Source organism: Levyella massiliensis (assembly GCF_000308275.2).
GTDB classification, from domain to species: Bacteria; Bacillota; Clostridia; order Tissierellales; family Peptoniphilaceae; genus Murdochiella; species Murdochiella massiliensis_A.
Map to the genome: position 1 here is coordinate 23,054 of NZ_HG529490.1, position 18,357 is coordinate 41,410.

Annotated in this window: 17 protein-coding genes; 16 read left to right on the forward strand and 1 reads right to left on the reverse strand. The window is 46.7% G+C overall.

The window, feature by feature from the left end; genetic code table 11:
* Positions 1-69 precede the first annotated feature (69 nt).
* The 16 genes from BN98_RS00150 (at position 70) to BN98_RS00230 (ending at position 17,912) form a co-directional block, all read left to right on the forward strand.
* On the forward strand, positions 70-1,257 hold the full coding sequence (locus tag BN98_RS00150; protein ID WP_019190351.1) for an acetyl-CoA C-acetyltransferase: 1,188 nt from the start codon (positions 70-72) through the stop codon (positions 1,255-1,257).
* Position 1,258: 1 nt separating this feature from the next.
* Entirely contained in the window at positions 1,259-2,038 is a 780-nt protein-coding gene (locus tag BN98_RS00155; protein WP_019190350.1) for an enoyl-CoA hydratase-related protein, read from the forward strand.
* Positions 2,039-2,254: 216 nt separating this feature from the next.
* Entirely contained in the window at positions 2,255-3,394 is a 1,140-nt protein-coding gene (locus BN98_RS00160) for an acyl-CoA dehydrogenase (RefSeq protein WP_019190349.1), read from the forward strand.
* Between the two features lie 8 nt (positions 3,395-3,402).
* On the forward strand, positions 3,403-4,188 hold the full coding sequence (locus tag BN98_RS00165; protein ID WP_019190348.1) for an electron transfer flavoprotein subunit beta/FixA family protein: 786 nt from the start codon (positions 3,403-3,405) through the stop codon (positions 4,186-4,188).
* 12 nt (positions 4,189-4,200) lie between these two features.
* Positions 4,201-5,220 (forward strand): electron transfer flavoprotein subunit alpha/FixB family protein, encoded by a 1,020-nt coding sequence (locus BN98_RS00170; protein ID WP_019190347.1) that lies wholly within the window; start codon positions 4,201-4,203, stop codon positions 5,218-5,220.
* Between the two features lie 796 nt (positions 5,221-6,016).
* Positions 6,017-7,120 (forward strand): carbohydrate kinase family protein, encoded by a 1,104-nt coding sequence (locus BN98_RS00175; RefSeq protein WP_040942488.1) that lies wholly within the window; start codon positions 6,017-6,019, stop codon positions 7,118-7,120.
* Positions 7,121-7,383: 263 nt separating this feature from the next.
* On the forward strand, positions 7,384-8,361 hold the full coding sequence (locus BN98_RS00180; protein ID WP_019190345.1) for an SIS domain-containing protein: 978 nt from the start codon (positions 7,384-7,386) through the stop codon (positions 8,359-8,361).
* A 12-nt stretch (positions 8,362-8,373) separates the two neighbouring features.
* Complete coding sequence (locus tag BN98_RS00185) at positions 8,374-9,672, forward strand: ABC transporter substrate-binding protein (protein WP_019190344.1); 1,299 nt, start codon at positions 8,374-8,376, stop codon at positions 9,670-9,672.
* Positions 9,673-9,747: 75 nt separating this feature from the next.
* Positions 9,748-10,635 (forward strand): carbohydrate ABC transporter permease, encoded by an 888-nt coding sequence (locus tag BN98_RS00190; RefSeq protein WP_019190343.1) that lies wholly within the window; start codon positions 9,748-9,750, stop codon positions 10,633-10,635.
* A gap of 4 nt (positions 10,636-10,639) precedes the next feature.
* Positions 10,640-11,470, forward strand: a complete 831-nt coding sequence (locus BN98_RS00195; protein ID WP_040942489.1) for a carbohydrate ABC transporter permease — start codon at positions 10,640-10,642, stop codon at positions 11,468-11,470.
* A 1-nt stretch (position 11,471) separates the two neighbouring features.
* Positions 11,472-12,293, forward strand: a complete 822-nt coding sequence (locus tag BN98_RS00200) for a PfkB family carbohydrate kinase (protein WP_019190341.1) — start codon at positions 11,472-11,474, stop codon at positions 12,291-12,293.
* Positions 12,294-13,046, forward strand: a complete 753-nt coding sequence (locus BN98_RS07700; protein WP_019190340.1) for a GntR family transcriptional regulator — start codon at positions 12,294-12,296, stop codon at positions 13,044-13,046.
* Between the two features lie 10 nt (positions 13,047-13,056).
* Positions 13,057-14,163: an ABC transporter ATP-binding protein gene (locus BN98_RS00210; RefSeq protein ID WP_019190339.1), complete on the forward strand. Its 1,107-nt coding sequence runs from the start codon at positions 13,057-13,059 to the stop codon at positions 14,161-14,163.
* Between the two features lies 1 nt (position 14,164).
* Positions 14,165-14,848, forward strand: coding sequence for an HAD family hydrolase (locus BN98_RS00215; protein ID WP_154654932.1), 684 nt, complete (start codon positions 14,165-14,167; stop codon positions 14,846-14,848).
* 219 nt (positions 14,849-15,067) lie between these two features.
* Positions 15,068-16,378, forward strand: coding sequence for an L-cysteine desulfidase family protein (locus BN98_RS00220; RefSeq protein WP_019190337.1), 1,311 nt, complete (start codon positions 15,068-15,070; stop codon positions 16,376-16,378).
* Between the two features lie 1,009 nt (positions 16,379-17,387).
* Positions 17,388-17,912, forward strand: a complete 525-nt coding sequence (locus BN98_RS00230; protein ID WP_019190334.1) for an O-acetyl-ADP-ribose deacetylase — start codon at positions 17,388-17,390, stop codon at positions 17,910-17,912.
* A gap of 133 nt (positions 17,913-18,045) precedes the next feature.
* On the opposite strand, the gene BN98_RS00235 is transcribed toward BN98_RS00230, so the two are convergent.
* The gene (locus tag BN98_RS00235) at positions 18,046-18,321 is read right to left on the reverse strand and encodes a FeoA family protein (RefSeq protein ID WP_019190333.1); all 276 of its coding nucleotides are present in this window, start codon (positions 18,319-18,321) and stop codon (positions 18,046-18,048) included.
* Positions 18,322-18,357 lie beyond the last annotated feature (36 nt).

Here is an 18,357-nt window from a genome sequence, read left to right on the forward strand (position 1 = left end):
TGGTGGCATGGTGGCACTTGTGCCGTCAGGAAAGTGACCAATGCATCCATTCGGAGTGAAGGGGGAAACATGACACGCAAAATTTTTATTACAGGCGCCGTACGTACGGCCATTGGTACAATGTCGGGTGTATTAAAAGATACGCCGGCTGTTAAGTTGGGCGAAGTGGCTGTTCGCGAGGCATTAAAACGTTCCGGTGTGAAACCGGAGCAGGTGGATTTCGTATACATGGGTAACGTACTGCAGGCGGGTTTGGGCCAAAACGTTGCTCGTCAGATTTCCGTAAATTCGGGCATTCCGGTAGAAACGCCGGCAGTGACCTTAAACGTTGTGTGCGGCTCCGGCCTTGAAGCAGTCAACACTGCGGCACGCATGATTCAAACCGGTGAAGCCGACATCGTGGTAGCCGGCGGGGCAGAGAATATGGCTATGGCACCGTATGCGTTGATGAAGGGACGTTTCGGTTACCGCATGAACGACGCTACCGTCGTGGATACGATGGTGCATGATGCTCTGTGGGATGCCTTTAACGATTATCATATGGGCATTACGGCAGAGAATGTCGCTGAAAAATACGGCATTACGCGTGAAGAACTGGATAAATTCTCGGCACGCAGCCAGAACCGTGCAGAAGAAGCACGCGACAGCGGCCGTTTCAAAGACGAAATTGTTCCGTTCGAAGTGAAGGTGAAAAAGGATACCATCACTTTTGATACTGATGAAGGCATTCGTTCAGGACAGACACCGGAAATTTTGGCAAAACTGCGTCCGGCATTCAAGAAAGACGGTATTGTGACCGCGGGTAACAGCTCGGGCATCAATATTGGTGCTTCTGCCATGGTGTTGATTTCTGAAGAGAAGATGAAAGAATTGAACATTAAACCGCAGGTCGAGTGGGTCAGCGGAACCATGGCGGGTGTTGAACCGTCCATCATGGGTGTTGGTCCGATCGAAGCCACGAAGAAGATCTGCAAACGTCTGAATATCAAGCCGACGGACTTTGATTTGGTTGAATCCAACGAAGCCTTTGCCGCACAATCGGTTGCTGTGGTGAAGGAGTTGAAATTGGACGAAGAGAAAGTCAATGTCAACGGCGGCGCCATTGCTTTAGGCCATCCGGTCGGATGCTCGGGCGCACGTATTTTAACCACCTTGATTTACGAGATGCTGCGCCGTGATGATGCAAACTTAGGCTTAGCTACCTTGTGCATTGGCGGCGGCATGGGCTGCGCTGCCGTGGTAAAGAAAGCCGAGTAAGATGGCATTGATCGAAAGTGAAAAACAAGGTGCGGTGCAAATTCTCAGAGTGCATCGCCCGGAAGCATTAAATGCTTTAAATAGCAATGTGCTGGAAGCGTTGGACAAAGCGCTTGATGCGATTGACCTTGACCAGGTACGCACGTTGATTATCACCGGTACCGGCGAAAAAGCTTTTGTTGCCGGAGCGGACATTGCACAGATGAAAGATCTGGGCGAAGAGGAGGCGCAAGCATACGCCTCCCTGGGACACAAGGTGATGCGCAAGATCGAAACGCTCCCGATCCCGGTCATCGCTGCTATCAATGGCTACGCGCTGGGCGGTGGTAATGAACTGGCCATGAGCTGTGATATTCGTTATGCTTCAGAAAATGCCGTTTTCGGGCAACCGGAAGTGGGACTGGGCATTACGCCGGGCTTTGGCGGTACGCAGAGATTGGCAAGACTCATCGGTTCGCGCTCTAAAGCCAACGAGATTATCTTAAGTGCGAGAAATATTGAGGCTGATGAGGCCTTGCGCATCGGTTTAGTCAGTGCGGTTTTCCCGCCGGAAGAACTGCTGCCGCAAGCCATGAAACTCGCCGAACGCATTGCGAAAAATGCGCCCATTGCGGTGCGGGCCTCTAAGCGCGTATTGCAGGAAGGGCTAGATGATTCTCTTGAAGAGGGGCTGAAAAAGGAAGTAAAAGCGTTCTCGCATTGCTTCACGACCCAGGACCAAAAAGAGGGCATGAGCGCCTTTTTGGAAAAGCGAAAAGAGAAAAAATTTACCAATCAATAAGCTCGGGTGAAGAGACCCGTTTCGGGTCTCTTCTCTTAGCGCTTATGGGATAAAAATTTAACGAGCGGGAGAAATGCGGACGCACAAGTAGGAGAGGATGCGTCCAAGCGTTTGCCTCTGAGGATGGTTTGTTGTAAGGGGGAGAAGCCCACGTTAAACAGGATTGGCAGACTTTCCGGTGGGAAAGTAGGAACCATGTGAATGAAGGAGGAAAGAATGGATTTTACTTTGAGTGAAAAGCACAAGATGGCGCAACAGCTGTTTCGTGACTTTGCTCTGGCGGAGGTGAAACCACTCGCCCAGGAAATCGATAAGGAACATCGCTTCCCGGACGAAACCGTCGAGAAAATGGCAAAATACGGATTTTTGGGCATTCCTTTTGCAAAGGAATTCGGTGGACAGGGTTGCGATACGCTTACATATGCGATGTGCGTAGAGGAATTGTCGCGTGTCTGCGCTTCGACCGGCGTTATCGTTTCGGCACATACGTCGCTTTGCGCGAGCCTGATCGAAAAATTCGGTTCGAAGGAACAGAAGGAAAAATACTTAGTACCGCTGGCAAAGGGAGAAAAGCTGGGTGCCTTTGGTCTGACCGAACCGGAAGCCGGTACGGATGCAGCGGGTCAGCAGACAACCGCCGTATTGGATGGCGATGAATACATCATCAATGGTTCCAAGATCTTTATCACAAACGCCGGTAAAGCCGACATCTACTGCATTTTTGCCATGACGGACCGCAGCAAGGGTAACCACGGCATTTCCTGCTTCATTCTGGAAAAAGGCATGGAAGGGTTCTCCTTCGGCATCGCCGAAGACAAGATGGGCATTCATGCTTCCTCCACGCGCGAGTTGATTTTCAATAACGTACGCGTGCCGAAGGAAAATTTGGTCGGTAAAGAAGGCAAGGGCTTCGGCATTGCTATGGGCACACTGGACGGCGGCCGTATCGGTATTGCTGCACAGGCTCTGGGCATTGCACAAGGCGCTTTGGATATTGCGAAAGATTACGTCAAAGAACGTAAACAGTTTGGTCGTCCTTTGGCTAAATTCCAAAACACCCAGTTCAAGCTGGCGGAGATGGAAATTGAAGTACAAGCTGCTCGCTTGCTCGTGTATCGTGCAGCGATGGCTAAAGATACGCAGAAACGCTACAGCGTAGAAGCAGCAACGGCTAAACTGAAAGCTGCTCGCGTGGCTTCTTGGGTAACGAACCGCGCCGTTCAGCTGCTCGGCGGCTATGGCTACATGGTGGATTACGACGTCGAACGTATGATGCGTGATGCCAAGATCACAGAGATCTACGAAGGAACGTCGGAAGTTATGCTCATGGTGGTCGGTGGCGACCTGTTGAAATAGGAGGGATCATGAATATCGTAGTATGCATTAAACAAGTGCCGGATACTAACGAAGTCCGCATTGATCCGGTTAAGGGAACCCTCATTCGTGACGGTGTGCCCTCGATCATGAATCCGGATGACAAAGCGGCGTTGGAATTCGCGTTAGCCATTAAAGATAAAACACCGGATGCGCACGTTGATGTCGTATCCATGGGACCCCCGCAAGCGGAAGCCATTCTGCATGAAGCTCTGGCCATGGGCGCCGATGATGCGTTCCTGGTTACGGACCGTGCGTTCGGTGGCGCTGATACTTGGGCAACTTCTTCGACCATTGCCGGTGCCGTCTCCAAGATCGATTACGATCTGATCATCTGCGGCCGTCAGGCTATCGATGGCGATACTGCGCAGGTTGGCCCGGAAATGGCTGAGCACCTGGGCATCCCCAACATTTCCTACGCTGCCAGCTTGGATGTGGATGGCGACAGCATCGTGGTCAAACGTCACTATGACGACGGTTACCATATCGTTCGTGCCAAAATGCCGTGCCTCGTCACTGCATTGGCTGAAGCCGTTACCCCGCGCTATATGACGCCGGGTGCCATCTTTGACTCCTTTGATAACTATGAAATCACCCGCTGGACCCGCTCGGAAGTTCCGGTAGAAGATGATAACATCGGCTTAGCCGGCTCTCCGACGCGCGTTGCACAGTCTTTCCCGAAGGCGGTTAAGGCGCCGGGCATGAAGATTGAAAAAGGTGTCGATGAATCGGTCCAGTTCATTTTGGATCGTCTGCATGAGAAGTACGTACTGTAAGGGAGGTCAGGGATGAATTTACAGGATTATAAAGGGGTCATGACCTTCGCCGAACAAGTAGAAGGTAAACTGACCAACGTATCGCTGGAACTTTTGGGTAAAGGCCAAGAGCTGGCGAAGGATTTGAACACGAACGTTACGGCTGTCCTGATCGGCGAAAACATGGCCGAGCTTGCACAGACGCTCGTGGAATACGGTGCAGATCGCGTCATCGTTGCGGATGATCCGGAACTCAAGTACTATCGCACCGAGCCGTACACACAGGTGCTCGCTAACGTGATTAACGAATATAAACCGGAAGCGATGCTGGTTGGCGCAACCGCTATCGGCCGTGACCTCGGTCCGCGTCTGGCCGGCCGCATTCACACCGGTCTGACCGCTGACTGCACCAAATTGGAAATTGACCCGGAAAACAAAGAGTTGCGCATGACCCGTCCGGCTTTCGGCGGCAACCTCATGGCTACCATTCTTTGCTCCAATTTCCGTCCGCAGATGGCCACCGTCCGTCCGGGCGTTATGGTTAAGCAGCTGCGCGACAAGACTCGTAAGGGAGAAATCATTCCTTACGGCAAGCCGATTGAAAAGAACAAGTGCTTTGTCGAGATCGAAGATGTCGTCAAAGAAGTTAAAGAAAAAGTGGACATTCAGGACGCCAAGATCCTGGTTTCCGGCGGCCGTGGTTTAGGCGCTCCGGAAAACTTCAAATTGCTCGAAGAACTGGCAGCCGCCATCGGTGGTGAAGTGTCCAGCTCTCGCGCTGCTGTAGATGCCGGTTGGGCACCGAAAGACATTCAGGTTGGTCAGACCGGTAAAACCGTTCGTCCGACCCTCTACATTGCCTGCGGCATTTCTGGTGCAATCCAGCACTTGGCCGGTATGGAAGAATCCGACTACATCATTGCCATCAATAAAGATCCGGATGCCCCGATCTTTAACGTGGCCGATGTCGGTATCGTCGGCGATCTGTTCCAGATCGTGCCGAAGCTGGCCGAAAAGATCAAAGAAGACCGCGCAAAGAGCGCAGCACAGTAAACCATCACCAATCTCGTATACGAAAAGCCGCCCCCATGGGCGGCTTTTTTTGTATCAAGAACGCCTCTAAGAGAACGTTTCGGCTGTTGTGCGGCAAACGGGGGTGACCTCTTCTGGGCACAATGAGGCTGACTCTTTTCTGCACCGCACGGCGACCCATTTCCGACGCCGTGAGACGGACTTTCTCGGGCGTCGCGCAGCGACTCCTTTCCGCACCGCGACGCCGCGATACCCATGTTATTTCTCATATAGCGATTTAGCATGGGCCGTCCGTTTCGCATTACCCCATGTTATTCTTACGATTCGCGTTTTAACATGGGGTAATTTTTTGTCCTTGTGGCGCTTATACCCCATGTTCTTTTTAATAATTGCGAAATAACATGGGGTGAATTTTTGTTTGCAAGGCGTCTTTACCCCATGTTATTTTTGCGATTGACAATTTAACATGGGGTAGACAGGTGGCGACAACCCCATGTTATTTTCACAAATCAGAATTTAACATGGGGTAAATTTGCTTTTTTGTGACGCTGATGCCCCATGTTATTTTTACAATTCGCTTTTTACATGGGGTAGAACGACGATTTTAGAGATTTTTTACCCCATGTTATTTCGACAATTTGCGTTTTAACATGGGTCCACAGCAAATCGGCTTACCCGCGGGTCTGCAGCAAGTCGGCCTACATGGGGCCGTAGGAAACGGCGAATGCCGCGAGCATCGCGCCTTCTCTATGGACAGCGCCGGACCCATTCAATATACTGATAGCAACAACGCTGGACAGTGGGAAAGGAACTTTTTATGTGGGACATTACAGCAATAGGGGAATTGCTCATGGATATGGCACCGGTTGCCATGGAGAATACGCGGAATGACGATCTTGCCTACCTTCCCAAGCCGGGTGGAGCGCCCGCCAACTGTGTGGCGCAGTTAACACGATTGGGCCGTAAGGGCGCGATGATCGGACGCGTAGGCAACGATGTGTTCGGCAATAAAATTTTGAAAAGTCTGGAAAAAGCAAACATGGATGTTTCTTGCGTCCAAAGGGATGAGGAAGCGCCCACTACGCTGGCCTTTGTCTCCCTGGATGAACAGGGCGATCGGGAATTTACGTTTTATCGCAAAGCGAGCGCAGATCTGCGTCTCGTCTGGAATCGAGCGATGAAAGAACAGATCGAAAATTCACGCATTTTCCACATCGGTACTCTTTCCATGGCGGACGATCCGTCACGTACCACGACACTAGAAGCGTTGGCGTGTGCACAAAAAGCGGGTGTCATGATCTCTTTTGATCCGAACTTCCGGCTTAATCTGTGGCCTTCTTTTGATGCGCTGCACGCCGTAACCGCTCTCATTTTCCCCTATGTCGATGTGGCCAAGATCAGTGGCGATGAATTGCTTGCGTTTTGTCATCCGCAGCTGGTGCGCAAAGCGATGAATAAAAAAGGCATGGTCGACTATCAGTTACCGCCCGCAGCACCCGACGACGAAGCGCTACAGCAGGCCATTACTGACATTCTGAATCGCTACCCCAACCTCAAACTCTTAGCCGGTTCTTTCGGCTGTCAAGGTTCTATCCTTGCGGTACGAGGAAAAACGGTATTTATCCCCGCCTTTTCGGTGCAAGCTGTCGATACCACCGGCAGTGGCGATGCGTTTATGGGTGCGATTCTCTATAGCCTCTTAATCGAGACCGACCGCATCGCTATGGATAAGGGGATTACGCCCCTTTCTGAGCCTTGCGCTCTCGCCCAGATCTCATGGGAGAATCTCCCTCTGCAGGACATGGGTACCTTTGCCAATGCCTGCGGGGCATACGCGGCCATGAATTATGGGGGAATTCCGTCGCTAGGGAAGAGAGAGGAAGTGGAGAAGATGATGAGAGAGGTACGAAACGCACAATAAAGTTTAGATCGCTATCGCCCCTTTGCGATAGCGTTTTTTTGTATTCAAATGCTTTTTGTCATTTCATTTCAGATGTTTTCTGGAATTTTTTATAGTCTACGATTTCAATAGGAAAAAGTTTTACTATCAAATATTGGCTAATTGATGAGATTTACATGCTGTTTAAGAAAATCTAAAAAACGTTTGCATTTTCGCTTGACATGTATATAATGAAATAAAGACGTCAGCAGACGTAATGTTTTTAGAATATAAGGAGGGTAAAAATGAGCAATCATCAGGAACAAATCAATGCGGTTGTAACGGCGGTAAAGGAGGCGGAATTAGAAACCATCTATCTTGTCGGATGCGGCGGATCAATGGCCGCGTTAGCTCCCATGGAATATTTCTTTGATACGGAGTGTGATGTTCCTGTTAAAGTATATTCTTCGAATGAATTTGTACATCGTAAGCCGGCACACTTGAACAAAAATTCCTTAGTCATTACACGCTCTCATTCTGGCACAACTCCGGAAACCATCGCTGCGACAAAAATGGCGACAGAGTCAAGCGCTATCAGCGTAGCAATTTCTATGGATGAGAATAGTGATCTTTGCAAAGAAGCAAAGTACATTATTCATTATGACTACAGCAAGGAAAAGAAGATTGATCCATATGAAGGCGATACCAGCGTCGGTGTACGCTTAATGGTTAGTCTTCTTAATGCAATCGCGCCTAAGGAAAAATATGAGCGAGTGTTAGAGCAAATCAAAAATATCGATACTTTGGTAGAAATGAACAGAGAGCTCTATAAAGAGCGCGCAGAGGAGTTTGGAAAGAAGTTAAAGAGGGATCGCATCATCTATACGATGGCAAGCGGCCAATACTATCCGGAAATGTATGCTTGGACGAGCTGCTTAATGATGGAGATGCAGTGGGTGCATTCTCACCATATTCACTCCGGTGAATATTTCCATGGCCCGTTTGAAATCACGGATTATGACGTCCCATTCTTAGTGGTTCGCTCCAACGGAAAGACAAAGTATCTTGATGATCGTGCACTGGATTTTGTCAAAAAGTATTCGGAGATGGTATATGTGGTTGATACCAATGAATTCGATTATAAAGGTGTTGACGAAGATATTCAGGAGTATTTCGGTGGTATTATTGCCGGAAAGATTTTGAGAGATTATGCGGAGCGCTTAGCTGATCATCGTGGACATCCGATGTCCGTAAGACGTTATATGTGGCGTATGAAATATTGAGAGAGGTGCACCATGAAAGCCAAGAAAAAGATATTTGTTGCGTTACTATTCCTTTTAACGCTTGTATTCGCAGCATGCGGAAAGAAAGCGAACACTGATTCTAAAGAAGCGGATGCCGGGAAGACAGGAAAAGAAGTGGAAGTCTATTTCTTCCATCGCTGGCCGAATGAGCCGAAAAAGACCTATTTCGATGAAATGGCAAAAAAATTCAGCGAAAAGCATCCAAATGTAAAGATCCGAATTGAACGAGTTATTAATGACTCTTACAAGGAAAAAATCGGAGTTCTGGTTTCCAGCAATGACATACCGGACATCTTCGTATCTTGGTCCGATTCCTTTGCAAAAAACTTGGTGAAGTCGGGGAAAGTACGTGAGCTTGATGATCTTTATAAAGAAAATACCGAGTGGTCAAGTAATATCATGGAATCTCAGAAAAAAGGATTTACCTTTGACGGAAAGTGCTATGGCGTACCTTTGACCATTGATGGAAAGGCATTTTTCTATAATAAAGACATTTTCCAGAAGCTTGGTCTGGAAGCTCCGAAAACCTATGACGAACTGATTAGTGTTTTGGATAAGCTTAAAGATGCCGGTTATAAAGAACCACTGGTATGCGGCTTAACAGAGCCTTGGGTAGTTTCGCACTACTTGGGACCGATTTTTGATCGTGTCGTACCTAAGGAAGTTCGAGAAAAGGATTACAACACGGATACCGCTGAATTTACCGATCCGGGATACGTAGAAGGGCTTAACATCTTTAAGAAGCTTACGACGTATATGGGCGAAGTATCCTCATCGATTGATCATGAAACCTCACGTAATATGTTCATGAGTGGAAAATCGCCGATTGTTTATCTGCAACTCGCGGAAATCCGTTACCTGGAACAAGTGGATAAACCGATTAACTTCGGATATTTCAATTTCCCTGCCGTGAAAGATGGAAAGGGAGAGCAGAATACGCTTGAAGGCGCTCCGGAAGGCTTCATGCTTTCCAAAGACGCCCCCAAGGAAGCCATCGAATTCTTGCAATTCCTGACTTCTTCAGAAGCAGCCGGGAAATTCACGAAAGATACGGGCGAATTGACCGCGATCGAAGGCGGCGTAACGGAAAAAACCGCCTCTAAAGCCAGCTGTGAAGCGTATAACGTGATTAAGTCAGCTAAGTCGATTACGCCATGGTTTGACAATGCTGTCGATATCAATGTAGGTGATGTCTTTATGAGAGGCGGACAATCCTTAGCTATCGATCAAACGACGCCTGAACAAATTATGAAGGATGTCCAGGCGGCAGCAGCAAAACTTAAGAAATAATCCGTTGGTGGAGCAGGCAAAGGGATAAAGGAGGTTTTTCCTTCCTTATCCCAAAGCCTTAGGCAGGAGTTTAAAATGAGAAGAATATTTAAAAATAAACACCAGATTTGGTTTGTTTTACCACTCTTGCTGTTAATGATATTTTTTATTTTCGGACCGCTGATCCAAAATATTATTAATAGCTTTTACGAATTTTCTTCCTTTTCTCCGGTCAAGAATTTTGTGGGATTAAAGAATTATCAAGATATGCTTAAGGACGGCAGTATATCCGTGGCATTGATGAACAATGTACGCTATGCTGTCATTTCTGTGATTTGCCAAGTGGGATTCGGATTGATTCTGGCAGCGATACTGGAACAAAAATTTCTCCGAAAAATTGCACCATTCTTTAGAGTCGTTTATTTTATGCCTGTGATGATATCGATTTCCGTTATAGCTCTCTTGTTTGGGTTTATTTATAATCCGCAAATGGGACTTTTAAATGGATTCTTAGAGGCGATTGGCTTGGAAGGGCTGAAGAGAACGTGGCTGGGAAATCCTTCGACAGCCATTTATGCAACGATTGCGATGAGTCAATGGCAGAGCACCGGTTATATTATGATGCTTTTCATTGTAGCCATGCAGAAGATTCCACGCGAATTATATGAAGCAGCGGAAATTGATGGAGCCGGCAGCGTTTTGCAGTTTTTACATGTTACGGTACCGCAAGTCAGAGAAACCATTTTCGTAAATATTTTGATTACGATTTCGGGCTCTATGTTGGTTTTCAATGAACCCTATATCCTGACCAAAGGAGGAGGACCTGGAATTTCTTCAATAACCTTAGCGGTTCACATGTATCAAGAAGGGTTTATGAAGAATAATATGGGCTACGCTTCAGCATTGGCGGTTCTCATATTTGTCATAACAGCAGTAGTATCCATTATTCAGATCGTAATTTCTAGAACAGGAAAGGATGCGTAATAGTATGAAAAAACAAAAATTAAGTTTTACGCGCTTGTTAACCGTACTATTATTAGTGCTTCTCGCCATCTCCATTTTGTATCCTTTGTTCTGGATGTTTATGTCATCGTTTAAATCGTATGACGAAATATATAACGCAACTTGGCAACTGCCGGAAGGCTGGCTTTGGAAGAACTATGTGAATGCCTGGAATGAAGGGGTTGCAAGTTACTTCCTTAATTCGTTGATTGTGACCGTAGCAACAGTTGTATTGGTTCTGTTTATCGGGTCATTGGGAGCTTATGCATTATCCAAGTACAAATCGAGATTCATCGATGTCGTATTTTTGCTCGTAACAGCAGGAATCATGATCAATCCACAAGTTTGTTTGGTACCGTTGTTTAAGATGCTCAATAGCTTAAACCTCTTGGATACGAAATTAGCGCTTATTTTACCGTATGTCGCTTTCCGGCTACCCTTAATTACGTTGTTTCTGCGCTCCTATTTTCTATCGATTCCAAAAGAAATCAATGAGTCAGCATTAATTGACGGTTGTAATGAGTTTCAAATCTACGCACACATTTATCTGCCGATGAGCAAACCGATGCTCACAACGGTAACCTTGTTGACCGCCTATTATGCATGGAATGAATTCCTGTTTGGCATTATCTTTGTTTCTTCGGATTCGCAGAAAACAATACCGGCAGGCTTAATGAATTTTCGAGATGCCCTTGCAACAGACTGGGGAACCTTATTGGCTGGCATGGCGATTGCTTCTTTACCGATGATCCTGTTGCTCATCGTGTTTCAGAAGCAATTAGTACGAGGAATGAGCGAAGGATCGGTGAAAGGATAATATGAAAATCATTTGTGTTGGGGATAATGTCTGTGATTGCTATATGTACGAGCACACTTTTTATCCCGGAGGAAATTGTGTTAATGTTGCCGTCAATGCCAAGAGAAATGGAGCAGAAGAGGCTGCATACTTAGGAATATTTGGAACGGATGAGAAAGCGGACCATATCAAATATTCCTTAGAGCAAGAAGGCATTTCCTATTCTTTCTCAAGAACCATGTTGGGTAAGTCAGGGCAGCCGGGTGTTAACTTAACGCCGGAAGGCGATCGTGTATTTGTAAGAAGAGAAACCAATACGGTTCAAACCATGGCAAAACTTCGTCTCGTTCAAAGTGACTTAGAGGCGATTGGCAACTATGATCTGATGCATACCAGCTGTTACTCTTTTTTGGAAGAAGAATTGCCGAAACTTCACGGAAAGACGAAAATTTCGTATGACTTTTCAACCATAGAAGACGATACTATAATAGACAAAGTTGCTCCATATATTGATTTTGCTTTCATCTCGGCTTCGAATGTCGAAGAAGAGGAAAGAAAAAAGTTAGCCGAATCTTTACTCAATCATGGTGTAGAGATTGTCTGTATAACGCGCGGGGAAAAACCGGCGGAGTTGTATCATGGAAGTGACATCTATTATCAAGAGCCGCTGCAAACAACCGTTGTGGATACTATGGGGGCAGGTGACAGCTTTATCAGTGGTTTTTTAGTTGCCTATATGGATGGTAAAACCATAAAGGATTCCTTATATTCCGCTGCGCTAAGTGCAAAAAAGACCTGTAAAATAAAGGGAGGATATGGTTACCCCAAACCGCTATTAGACTAAATGGCAGACTACACATTAGAAAGAAATACAGGCTCATTTTTGTATGAGCAGATTGCACGTTTATTTATTAATAAGATTCATAATGGAGAATTGCATGATGGTGAAAAAATACCGTCAGAAAATGAGCTCTGTATTCTTTTTAATACCAGTAGACCAACAGTACGCCGGGCAATCAAAGAACTGGAAGTGCATGGGTTTGTCAACGTGAAGCATGGGATAGGAACATTTGTGGCCATTCCCAAAGTAAAAGATATGCGAATTTTGGATTTTAGCGGCTATACCGATGATATGAGTCAGGAGAATACAAAACGGCGCAAAATTATTTTGGAAAAACGCATACGCATTGCCAAACCGGTCGAATGTCAGATATTTGAACATGCAGAGCGCTTTAAATTACTGGAACTTGTCCGAGGCGTCTATGAGGACAGCACTCCTATGTCCGTTGACTACGCTTATTTCCCTCTGTATCTCTATCCGGGCATACAAGAGAAAATTTTTGAAGATACATCGACGTATCGCCTAATTCGACAGGACTATGGCGTAGTCTTCAAAAAAGTCTACAAGAGTATTGAATTTACAGATGAACGAATCAGTCCCAAAGGCGCAGCGTTTTTGATGCAAGGAGAACTTTCACCTCTAGTTTCGGTGAAGAAAAAGATCGAAGACGATGAACAGAGAATTATTCATTTTTCGAACTTCTTCCTTCTTCCTAACGCAGTAAAGTTTTCAATAGAACTTGATATTGAAAGTTGAGGTGCAGACTATGGCAGATGTAACATTGAACAACGTTACAAAGATATATGGCGATGATGTTGTTGCAGTAAAAGATTTCTCGCTGAAAATCCGTAATGAAGAGTTTGTTGTTTTCGTAGGTCCATCCGGATGCGGAAAATCGACGACATTAAGAATGATAGCCGGTCTTGAAGAAATTACAGATGGTGACATTTACATTGGTGACAAAAGGGTCAACGATGTCAGCGCTAAAGATCGGGACATCGCTATGGTCTTTCAATCATATGCGCTATATCCGCATATGACCATATACGAGAACATGGCATTTTCACTTAAACTTTCTAAAGTACCGAAAGTAGAAATTGAAGAGAAAATCAAAAAAGCCGCGGAGATTCTCGGACTGACTGACTACTTAGACAGAAAACCAAAGAATTTATCCGGAGGGCAGCGCCAAAGAGTAGCGTTAGGTCGAGCGATTGTTCGCAACCCTAAGGTTTTCCTCATGGATGAACCGCTTTCAAACCTGGACGCTAAGCTGCGTGTGCAGACGCGCACAGAGATAACGAAATTGCACAAGCAACTGAATACGACATTTATTTATGTCACCCATGATCAAACTGAAGCTATGACCATGGGAGAACGTGTTGTTGTTATGAATAATGGCGTGATTCAGCAGGTGGACACACCAAAGAGAATCTATGACAATCCGATCAACCAATTTGTCGCAGGTTTTATTGGCAGCCCCAGAATGAATATGTTAAAGGCTGATCTGATGAAAGAGGGAGAAACGTACTGTATTAGTTATATGGGTAATAGGATTGCTCTCTCGGATGCCATTAATCAACGTCTCGCTGATAAACAGATATTGGAACAAGAAATTTTCTTTGGTTTTCGTCCGGAAAATTGCAATTTAACGTCCGACAAGGAAGGAGATTTTCGCGTAACGGTGGATCAGGTCGAGATGCTTGGCTCGGATAATTACAACTATTTAGTGGCACCAACGGGCGAAAAGCTGATCACGCGTTCTTCTTCGGATGAATTATTTACCTCGGGTGAGAAACTCGGAGCAAATCTGGATGTGAATAAGATCCATATCTTTGATGCGAAGACGGGTAAATCCTTAACCTTTGAAGACTGATTTGGAGAAGCGAGACGAGGAGATGATGACGATAAAAAATATTATTTTTGATATGGATGGTGTTCTTATTGACTCGGAACCCATGTATTATCACCGTCTTCGAAGGTTCATGAAATCCTTTGGCATTACTTTAACACGAGACGAATCAAACAGCATGGTTGGAAGCTGCTTTAAAGAAGACATCGAATTTTTAAAGGAGAAGCTGAACTTTGAGTTTTCCAGCGAGCAGATTTTGGAAAGGTATCAAAGTTTTACCGTAGAAGATAAAAAGCATTCTCCGGAATTTCGAGATATTGTTATGCCATACGCAAAATTTCTTCTAACGAAACTGAGGGACTTGCATTTAACTATGGCTATTGCCAGCAGTTCACGCCCGGATATCATTGAAATGTTTTTACAGCAATGTGACCTTCAGTACTATTTTAGCGTTGTAGTGTCCGGATATGAATTTGAGAAAAGTAAACCGCATCCGGAAATCTACAACAAAACCATGGAAAGACTATGCGCTCTTCCAGAGGAGACATTGGTCATAGAAGATTCGTATTATGGCATTGCAGCAGCAAAAGCAGCAGGCCTTACTGTAGTAGCGCGAAAAGATGACCGCTTTGGCTTCGACCAAAGTGCAGCAGATTACATCGTTGATTCACTTTATGAGTCTTTATTGGTGATTCAAACGTTGTTATAGAATAAAACTTTCCTTTCGACTGAGTCCCTGACCTTGTTCGGTCAGGGACTCAGTCGTTCTCGCAACGATCGAAAAAGTGATAAATGTCTTCGTTACAGGAGATAAAAAAGAAAAATAGGTTACACTGTTACTGGTAAAACCTTTGCCCGACATATTGACCGAACACCTTAGTCATTGTGTGCCGTGTCGGCACAGAATACATAGAAAAAGGAGCACCCGATGGAACCATCCCTGTATCGTAATCATTTAGCGATTTTAAAAGATGAACTTCTTATTGCGATGGGCTGCACCGAGCCGATTGCCATTGCGCTCGCCGCTGCAAAAGCGCGAGAAGTTCTCGGCACGATGCCCGAACATTGTGTATTATCCTGTTCGGGAAATATCGTGAAAAATGCCAAAAGCGTTGTGGTTCCCAATTCCGGCGGCATGCATGGCATGAAAATTGCCGCCATACTCGGCATTCTTTCCAATAATTCGTCGGCCAATTTAGAGGTTTTAGCGGCGATTACTGACAAGCAGCGAGCCTTAGCTAAGCAATTGCTCGAGGAAAATTTCTGTGACTTTAAAATTTCACCAAAAGAAGAACCACTGTTTATTTCAGTGACTGTTTCGCGGGGCGAGGAAACGGCCTCAGCGGAAATTTCAAAACGACATACGAATTTTACAAAAATTGTGAAAAATGGCAAAATCCTGCTGGATACATCGACAGAAGACACACCTGCCACAGCAACGGCAGAAATCCCCGATTTTTTAACGGTCAAAAACAGCATCGCCTTTGCACAAGAGGCCGATCTTAGCGATTTGCACAGCATATTTGATAAACAGATCGAATATAATCTAAAAATTGCAGAAGCCGGTCTCACCGGCGACTGGGGCGCCAACGTTGGTAAAACGCTGCTGAAACGGCAGGTTCCCCTCACTGTGAATGTGGAGGCTCGCGCATACGCCGCCGCTGGCTCCGATGCCCGCATGGCCGGTTGCAGCTTGCCCGTTGTCATCAATTCCGGCTCCGGCAATCAAGGCATTACCGTATCGCTACCGGTTATTATTTATGCAAAGCAATTTGGAGCCACCCGTGAAACGCTGCTTCGTGCTCTAGCTCTCTCAAACCTGATTGCCATTCATCAAAAGCGATTCATCGGCAACTTATCCGCCTTTTGCGGCGTTACCTGCGCCGCCACGGGCGCCGCCTGCGGCGTGGCCTATCTACTTTTATCCCGTCAAGCCGCAGATAACGCTTCCCCAGATCTTTATGATGTGGTCAGTCGCACCATCACAAACAGCCTCGGTACCATCAGCGGCATGGTTTGTGACGGCGCCAAATCCTCCTGTGCATCCAAGATTGCCTGTGCCCTGGAATGCTCCCTCACCGCTCTTGAGATGAGCTTAGACGGTCTTGCCTTCCCTTCCGGCGAAGGCCTCACGAAAGACAACGTGGAAGACACGATTGCCGCCGTCGGTCAAATGGCGGCAAAAGGCATGAAGGCGACAGATGCGGAAATATTAAAGATTATGACGAGGGAGATGTGAGGGGGGATTCCATTTATAGGTAACAACGTTATTAATGATTTCTGCGGCTGCGCTAGCTTTTTTGCGAATTTGAGAGGCTAATTGGGTTAGGCGATAATGCCATCTTGAGAAGAATAGGGACAGGAAGATATACACTCCGAAAGTACCGTTGCGGCAAGTCCGATGTCGCGCCCTTCACGGGCGTGGTATAAAGATTATGGATGTCTAATCGAACATCTTACGAAAATCCTTTTTATAAAAGGATTGGTAACTTCTTTAATCCTCGGTGTCACTATACCGTGCCTAACCCCAATATTGCCAAAAGACACGGTAAATTTTTCGGCCCATATCACATTTTCTACCGTGCCTAATCGCAAAAATGGCAAAAGGCACGGTAAATTTTTCGGCCTGCGCCACATTTTCTACCGTGCCTAATCGCAAAAACGGCAAAAGGCACGGTAAATTTTTCTGTCCGCATCACATTTCCTACCGTGCCTAATCGCGAAAACGGCAAAAGGCACGGTAAATTTTTCGTCCTGCGCCACATTTTCTACCGTGCCTAATCGCAAAAATGGCAAAAGGCACGGTAAATTTTTCGTCCTGCGCCACATTTTCTACCGTGCCTAATCGCGAAAACGGCAAAAGGCACGGTAAATTTTTCGGCCCGAATCAATTTTCCTACCGTGCCTAATCGCGAAAACGGCAAAAGGCACGGTAAATTTTTTGGCCCATATCACATTTTCTACCGTGCCTAATCCCCAAAACGCCAAAAGGCACGGTATCAGCGCCAGCCCGCCCCTCTTTTTCCTACCATGGCTCAGCCCCCCCAATAGCCACGCTGCCAGCGCCAGCCCGCCCCCTTTGTCCTGGCATGCCCTCCACTCCCGAAACCACGCAGAGGCACGCAAACAAGTCCAATATCGCCAGCCTAAAAACAAAACGCCCCAATTCTCTCAGCATCCCTTACAATGTCCTTAGAGTCCATCCTAGCCACAAAAGAACAATCTTATAACCACAGAAAGGTAAAACCATGCGGATCCACACCATGCTTTCCGACATTACCACAGTTGACCATTTGGACGCGATCGTTAATGCGGCAAACCGTACCTTGTTGGGCGGTGGAGGCGTGGATGGAGCGATTCATCGGGCGGCGGGACCGGAATTGCTGGAGGAGTGCCGGGGTCTCCATGGCTGTGAGACGGGGCAGGCGAAGATCACGAAGGGATATCGTCTGCCGTGTCCGTATGTGATTCATACGGTGGGACCGATTTGGCGTGGAGGAACGAAAGGGGAAGAGGCGTTGCTCGCGAATTGCTATGAGAGTAGCTTGCAAGTGGCGGCAGAACATGGCTTGCGGCGCATTGCTTTTCCGTCGATATCGACGGGCGTGTATGGATATCCGGTCGAGAGGGCTGCGATGGTGGCAGTGCGGACGGTTGAGCGGCTGGCGAAGGAGCGGCCGGGGGCATGGGATGAAATTTTGTGGGTGCTTATTGACGAGAGAACGAAGGCAGCGTATGATGCGGCGCTGGAGAATGCGGGCATCGAGGCATAAAGTAAGCGATGGGTACGCTTTCAAAGTTTCGTGTGTTTTGCGAAATGAGAGAGTTAAAGGCAATACAAAAGAGACCGGAGCGCCGGTCTCTTTTTTTGGAGGATTACGAGTGGCAAAATTTGATTCGTTTGGATTAGCTTTCTTTATCGGCGCAGGGAATGGTCGGCATGATGGGTTGTGCATCACTGATTTCATTGGGAACCACATCAATCTTTTGTGCAAGCTCGCGACTGATGCCGAGGCGGGTTTCTTTGACCACGACAATGAAGTTGCCATCCACTTCGTTCACCAGTTGAATGGTCGCATCGGGCACAAAGCCGAGGTTCATGAGTTGTTTCTGTAATTTTTCACGTCCGGCGATACGAATGATGCGATAGGACTTGCCGGATTCGCCTAAGAATAGTTTCATATGCTTTCCTTTCTCGTTCTGAAAGCAACCTGCATA

What these genes read in the sequence shown, in the direction of transcription:
- BN98_RS00210 (WP_019190339.1), top strand. Translation starts at nt 13,057, where the DNA reads ATGGCAGATGTAACATTGAACAACGTTACAAAGATATATGGCGATGAT.
- BN98_RS00220 (WP_019190337.1), top strand. Translation starts at nt 15,068, where the DNA reads ATGGAACCATCCCTGTATCGTAATCATTTAGCGATTTTAAAAGATGAA.
- BN98_RS00150 (WP_019190351.1), top strand. Translation starts at nt 70, where the DNA reads ATGACACGCAAAATTTTTATTACAGGCGCCGTACGTACGGCCATTGGT.
- BN98_RS00195 (WP_040942489.1), top strand. Translation starts at nt 10,640, where the DNA reads ATGAAAAAACAAAAATTAAGTTTTACGCGCTTGTTAACCGTACTATTA.
- BN98_RS00230 (WP_019190334.1), top strand. Translation starts at nt 17,388, where the DNA reads ATGCGGATCCACACCATGCTTTCCGACATTACCACAGTTGACCATTTG.
- BN98_RS00180 (WP_019190345.1), top strand. Translation starts at nt 7,384, where the DNA reads ATGAGCAATCATCAGGAACAAATCAATGCGGTTGTAACGGCGGTAAAG.
- BN98_RS00185 (WP_019190344.1), top strand. Translation starts at nt 8,374, where the DNA reads ATGAAAGCCAAGAAAAAGATATTTGTTGCGTTACTATTCCTTTTAACG.
- BN98_RS00175 (WP_040942488.1), top strand. Translation starts at nt 6,017, where the DNA reads ATGTGGGACATTACAGCAATAGGGGAATTGCTCATGGATATGGCACCG.
- BN98_RS00235 (WP_019190333.1), bottom strand. Translation starts at nt 18,321, where the DNA reads ATGAAACTATTCTTAGGCGAATCCGGCAAGTCCTATCGCATCATTCGT.
- BN98_RS00200 (WP_019190341.1), top strand. Translation starts at nt 11,472, where the DNA reads ATGAAAATCATTTGTGTTGGGGATAATGTCTGTGATTGCTATATGTAC.
- BN98_RS00155 (WP_019190350.1), top strand. Translation starts at nt 1,259, where the DNA reads ATGGCATTGATCGAAAGTGAAAAACAAGGTGCGGTGCAAATTCTCAGA.
- BN98_RS00190 (WP_019190343.1), top strand. Translation starts at nt 9,748, where the DNA reads ATGAGAAGAATATTTAAAAATAAACACCAGATTTGGTTTGTTTTACCA.
- BN98_RS07700 (WP_019190340.1), top strand. Translation starts at nt 12,294, where the DNA reads ATGGCAGACTACACATTAGAAAGAAATACAGGCTCATTTTTGTATGAG.
- BN98_RS00160 (WP_019190349.1), top strand. Translation starts at nt 2,255, where the DNA reads ATGGATTTTACTTTGAGTGAAAAGCACAAGATGGCGCAACAGCTGTTT.
- BN98_RS00165 (WP_019190348.1), top strand. Translation starts at nt 3,403, where the DNA reads ATGAATATCGTAGTATGCATTAAACAAGTGCCGGATACTAACGAAGTC.
- BN98_RS00170 (WP_019190347.1), top strand. Translation starts at nt 4,201, where the DNA reads ATGAATTTACAGGATTATAAAGGGGTCATGACCTTCGCCGAACAAGTA.